This is a genomic window from Mesorhizobium intechi (genome assembly GCF_002879535.1).
Taxonomy (GTDB): domain Bacteria; phylum Pseudomonadota; class Alphaproteobacteria; order Rhizobiales; family Rhizobiaceae; genus Mesorhizobium; species Mesorhizobium intechi.
The window spans coordinates 1-4,514 of record NZ_PNOT02000021.1 but is presented as its reverse complement, the minus strand read 5'-3'; the positions used below and the strand labels follow the sequence as shown (position 1 = coordinate 4,514).

Genomic DNA, 4,514 nt, shown 5'->3' with positions numbered 1-4,514 from the left:
GCGCTTCGCTGTCTGTTGGAACGCCCAATGCGAAAAATCCCGCGCCGTCATTCGATCGGCGCGGGATCTTCTTATTGAAAAATCACTTCAACCAATTGAAAGGCCTAAAAAAACCCCTTCCGCTGCCACCAACCAGCGCGCTTCGGCTTTTCTTCGGTCTTGGCTTCCGGCTCATTGGCGACGGTCGAGGACACCACCGGCACCACCGGTGCATCGATGGCCGCCGGCTTGCGCCTCGACGGACGGGCCTTGGAAGGCTCTTCCGCAACGGGCGCAACCGCTGTCTCTTCGACAGCCGCCACCGGCGTTTCGACCGGCGTTTCCGCAGCCGCTTCGACGACGGTCGTTTCGGCCACGGCTTCTGCGGCTGCCTTCTTCGGCTTGGCTGCGCGCCGAGGCTTCTTGGGCTTCTCCGTGCTAGGCACCTCTTCGCTCACCGTAGCCACCGGCTCTTCCGTGACGGCAGCAACAGCCACCGGCTCGATCGAGGCAGGCTCGCTTTCGGAAGCGTCGACCTCTGAAGCCTCGGTCGTTTCGCCGGCGCTTGCCTCGGTCTCGCCTTCACCGTCTTCGCGACGGTTGCGCTTGCCGCCGCGCTTGCCGCGCCGGCGCTTCTTGCCCTGGCTGTCATCCGCGGCCTGCACCGCCTCGTCGGACGCGCTGGCGGCGATCGGGGCGGCGTCGTCCTGTTCGCTGTCGTCATCGCCGGCCACGTCTGGCGCGCCGGCGAAATCGCCGGCCGGAGTGGAGGTGGATGACCCGTCCGTCGGGGCGCCATGCTCGCGGTCGCGATCTCGCCCGCCGCGCCGTCTACGGCGCTTGCGACGCTTGCGGTCGCGGCCTTCGCCATCTTCGCCGCCGGCAGGCCGCTGCGGCTGCTGCGGCTGCTGGCGCGGCTGCTCGGCCTGGACCGCGATCTCATCATCGTCCTCGACGACGGCAATCTCGTCCTCGGGCTCTTCCGGCTCGACATAGGCCGGCAGGCTGCGGACCTCGACGAAACCCTCGGGCTTCTCGGCCAGCGCGCCGCGGAAGATCGCATAGTGCTGGGCGCCAACCGCATCGTCGGCCTCGATGGTGATGGTCAGGCCGAAACGGCTTTCGAGTTCCACCAGCGTGCCGCGCTTGTGGTTGAGCACGTAGAGTGCGGTTGCGGCCGGCGTGCGCACGGTGATGTGGCTGCGCGAATCCTTGAGCAGGAATTCCTCGATCGCCCGCACCACCATCAGCGCGACCGACGAATCCGACCTGACATGGCCGGTGCCGCCGCAATGCGGGCAGGGCTTCATGGTCGATTCCAGCACGCTGGCGCGGATGCGCTGGCGTGACATCTCCATCAGGCCGAAATGCGAGATCCGGCCGACCTGGATGCGGGCCCGGTCGTTCTTGAGGTGATCCTTCAGCCGCTTCTCGACGGAGCGGTTGTTGCGGTTCTCCTCCATGTCGATGAAGTCGATGACGATCAGGCCGGCGAGATCGCGAAGCCGGAGCTGACGGGCAACCTCTTCGGCCGCTTCCAGATTGGTGTGTAGCGCGGTGTCCTCGATCGAATGCTCCTTGGTGGAGCGACCCGAATTGACGTCGATGGCTACCAGCGCCTCGGTCTGGTTGATGATGATGTAGCCGCCGCTCTTTAGCGTCACCTGTGGCTGCAGCATGCGGTCGAGCTGCGCCTCGATGCCGTTGCGCACGAAGATCGGCGTCGTGTCGCGGAACGGCTGAACCACCTTGGCGTGGCTCGGCATCAGCATGCGCATGAAGTCCTTGGCCTCGCGGTAGCCTTCCTCGCCCGAGACCAGGATCTCGTCGATATCCTTGTTGTAGAGGTCGCGCACCGAACGCTTGATCAGGCTGCCTTCCTCGTAGACGAGGGCAGGGGCGGTGGACTGGAGCGTGAGATTGCGCACGTTCTCCCACAGCCGCATCAGATATTCGTAATCGCGCTTGATCTCGGCCTTGGTGCGGCTCTCGCCGGCCGTGCGCAGTATGACGCCCATGCCTTGCGGCACTTCGAGATCGGCAACGACCTCCTTCAGGCGCTTGCGGTCGACAGCGCTGGTGATCTTGCGCGAAATGCCACCGCCGCGCGCCGTGTTCGGCATCAGCACCGAATAGCGGCCGGCAAGCGACAGATAGGTGGTGAGTGCGGCGCCCTTGTTGCCGCGCTCTTCCTTGACGACCTGTACCAGCAGGATCTGCCGGCGCTTGATCACTTCCTGAATCTTGTACTGGCGGCGAACCGGCTTGCGACGGTTGCGCACTTCTTCCAGGGCATCCTCGGCGCCGACCGACTCGACCTCGTGGTCGTCGTGATGCGAGGACTGTACTTCCTCCAGCATGCCGCGATCACTGTCGCTGGAGGTGGTTTCAGTGGCCTGTTCCGTCTGCGAGACGGACTCGGAAATCACATCGCCGTCGACCGCGGCGGCGATCGATGTCGGGCCACCCTCGCGGGTTTCGGTTTCGTCCTGCTCGGCGGAACCTTCATCATGGCCTGATGTATCGGCATGCCCCGAGGGATCTGAATGTTCCGATGTATCGGCTGCGTGTTCGATGATCTCGGAGGTGTGTGAAATCTCCTCGACAACGATGTCGCCGCTGTCGTTGCCTTCGCTTGGCTCGCCCGAGCCTTCGCCTGCCTCGCCGGTGTCGCGCTTGTGCTCACCGCGCTCGCGGCTCTTGCCGCCGCGCCGGCGTCCGCGGCGTCCGCGATCGCGGCTCTGGCGGTCATCGCCGTCACCATCCTCGTCCTCTTCGTCCTCGGCTTCCTGCGCTTCGGCGCGCAGCAATGCCTGACGGTCGGCGACCGGGATCTGGTAGTAGTCGGGGTGTATTTCACTGAAGGCGAGAAAACCGTGACGGTTGCCGCCATATTCGACAAAGGCTGCCTGAAGGGAGGGTTCGACGCGCGTTACGCGGGCGAGGTAGATATTTCCTTTGAGCTGCTTCTTGTCCTGGGATTCAAAGTCGAATTCTTCGATACGGTTACCGCGTACGACGACAACGCGTGTTTCCTCCGGGTGGGAGGCGTCTATCAGCATCTTGTTGGGCATTATTTCGTTTCCCCCCGGCAGCCGTCAGCCGCAGCTGGCGGGGCAAAGCCCGCTGCTGTGTGTCTGGAGAGTGGGTGCCGGATAATTGAATGTCCGCCGGACGGTGCCTGCGTGTCATGGCGGTGCCGCCCGCTGCCATACTGGCGCGGTTTGATGCGGACCTTTCCATGATTGCGCTTGAAGCCATCGTCACCAGCGGAACCTTTTGAACCAAAGCCCGGAAACCGGACCAGCTTGTTTGCTCATACAGAGCCGGCACGGGAACAAACCCGGCCGTTTTCCTCACGCAGGTGATTCCCCCGCCACGGGAGCACACCTGCGAAATTCGTCGCAATCACCTGAAGCCTTTTCGCCTGAAGCGAAAGGAGCCGCCTTTCATCTGACCCTGTAGCAGGAAGCTGCGGAGGAGGGCGGTTCCAGGATTGCAGTGATCCACTATCGCTTTTATGATTTGGCGGGGTGGAAGGCAACCCCGATTTCCGATGCCGGCAAAAAGCAGTTCCGTAACGTAAGCCTGGGTCCGAACCTCGCGTGAAAAGGCTTGGTTAACCTTCTCTGGATACCAATCGTTAATCGAGTTCGCGGCCTAACCGGCGCTTCGACGAAACGAGCGGGCGCCTGGCGCCAAACCGGGAACGACTGGAAGAGAGATGGGACTGGCAGACTTCACAGACAAGGGATGTCGTGTTGGCGGCCGGATTCTTGTCGCTCTATGTCTGTCGCTGCTGGTGGTGGTTTCCCAAGGCTTTTTCTCCGTTGCCGACGCCGCCGATGCGCCGCTGGTGGCAAAAGGCTACAAGATGGCGGGCGATGCCACCAAGATGCGCATCGTGATGGATTTCGATCGCGAGCCCGATATCAAATGGTTTCTGCTGCGCGGACCCAATCGTCTGGTCATCGATCTGGCGAATACCAGGCTGGCCATCGACGCCAAGGATTTGAAGCCGCGCGGCCTGGTCAAAGGCGTGCGGCTGGGCGCGCTCGGCGAGGGCGCCTCGCGGCTGATCGTCACCGGCAAGGGGCCGTTCGCCGTCGACAAGCTGGACGTGCTCAAGAATGAGGACGGCACCGGCTACCGCATTGCCATCGACATGTCGGCCGCCTCCGAACGGGAGTTCGACGCCGCCCTTGCCAACCAGGCGCTGACCACCGGCTCGACAGTTTCGACCGACAAGGGCGGGCGGGTTGGCACCGGGCCGGTCTCCAATCCCGGTCACCGCTTCACCGTCGTCATCGATCCCGGCCATGGCGGGGTCGATGGCGGCGCCGAGGGTCTGAACGGCACGATCGAGAAGAACGTCACGCTGGCCTTCGCCACGGAACTGCGCGACAAGCTCACCGCCATCGGCAAATACGATGTCTTCATGACCCGCGACACCGATGAATATCTGCGCCTGGACGACCGCGTGCGCATCGCCCGCCAGCATGAGGCCGACCTGTTGATTTCGATCCATGCCGACA

The 4,514-nt window shown here is 63.4% G+C and carries 2 protein-coding genes; one reads left to right on the top strand and one right to left on the bottom strand.

The features are described from left to right. Positions 1–104: 104 nt before the first annotated feature. The gene (locus C1D09_RS01525; RefSeq protein ID WP_143972659.1) at positions 105–3,053 is read right to left on the bottom strand and encodes an Rne/Rng family ribonuclease; all 2,949 of its coding nucleotides are present in this window, start codon (positions 3,051–3,053) and stop codon (positions 105–107) included. A 650-nt stretch (positions 3,054–3,703) separates the two neighbouring features. Between C1D09_RS01525 and C1D09_RS01520 the strand changes: the two genes are divergently transcribed. Further along, on the top strand, positions 3,704–4,514 hold an 811-nt coding region (locus C1D09_RS01520; protein WP_143972658.1), incomplete at its 3' end, for an N-acetylmuramoyl-L-alanine amidase.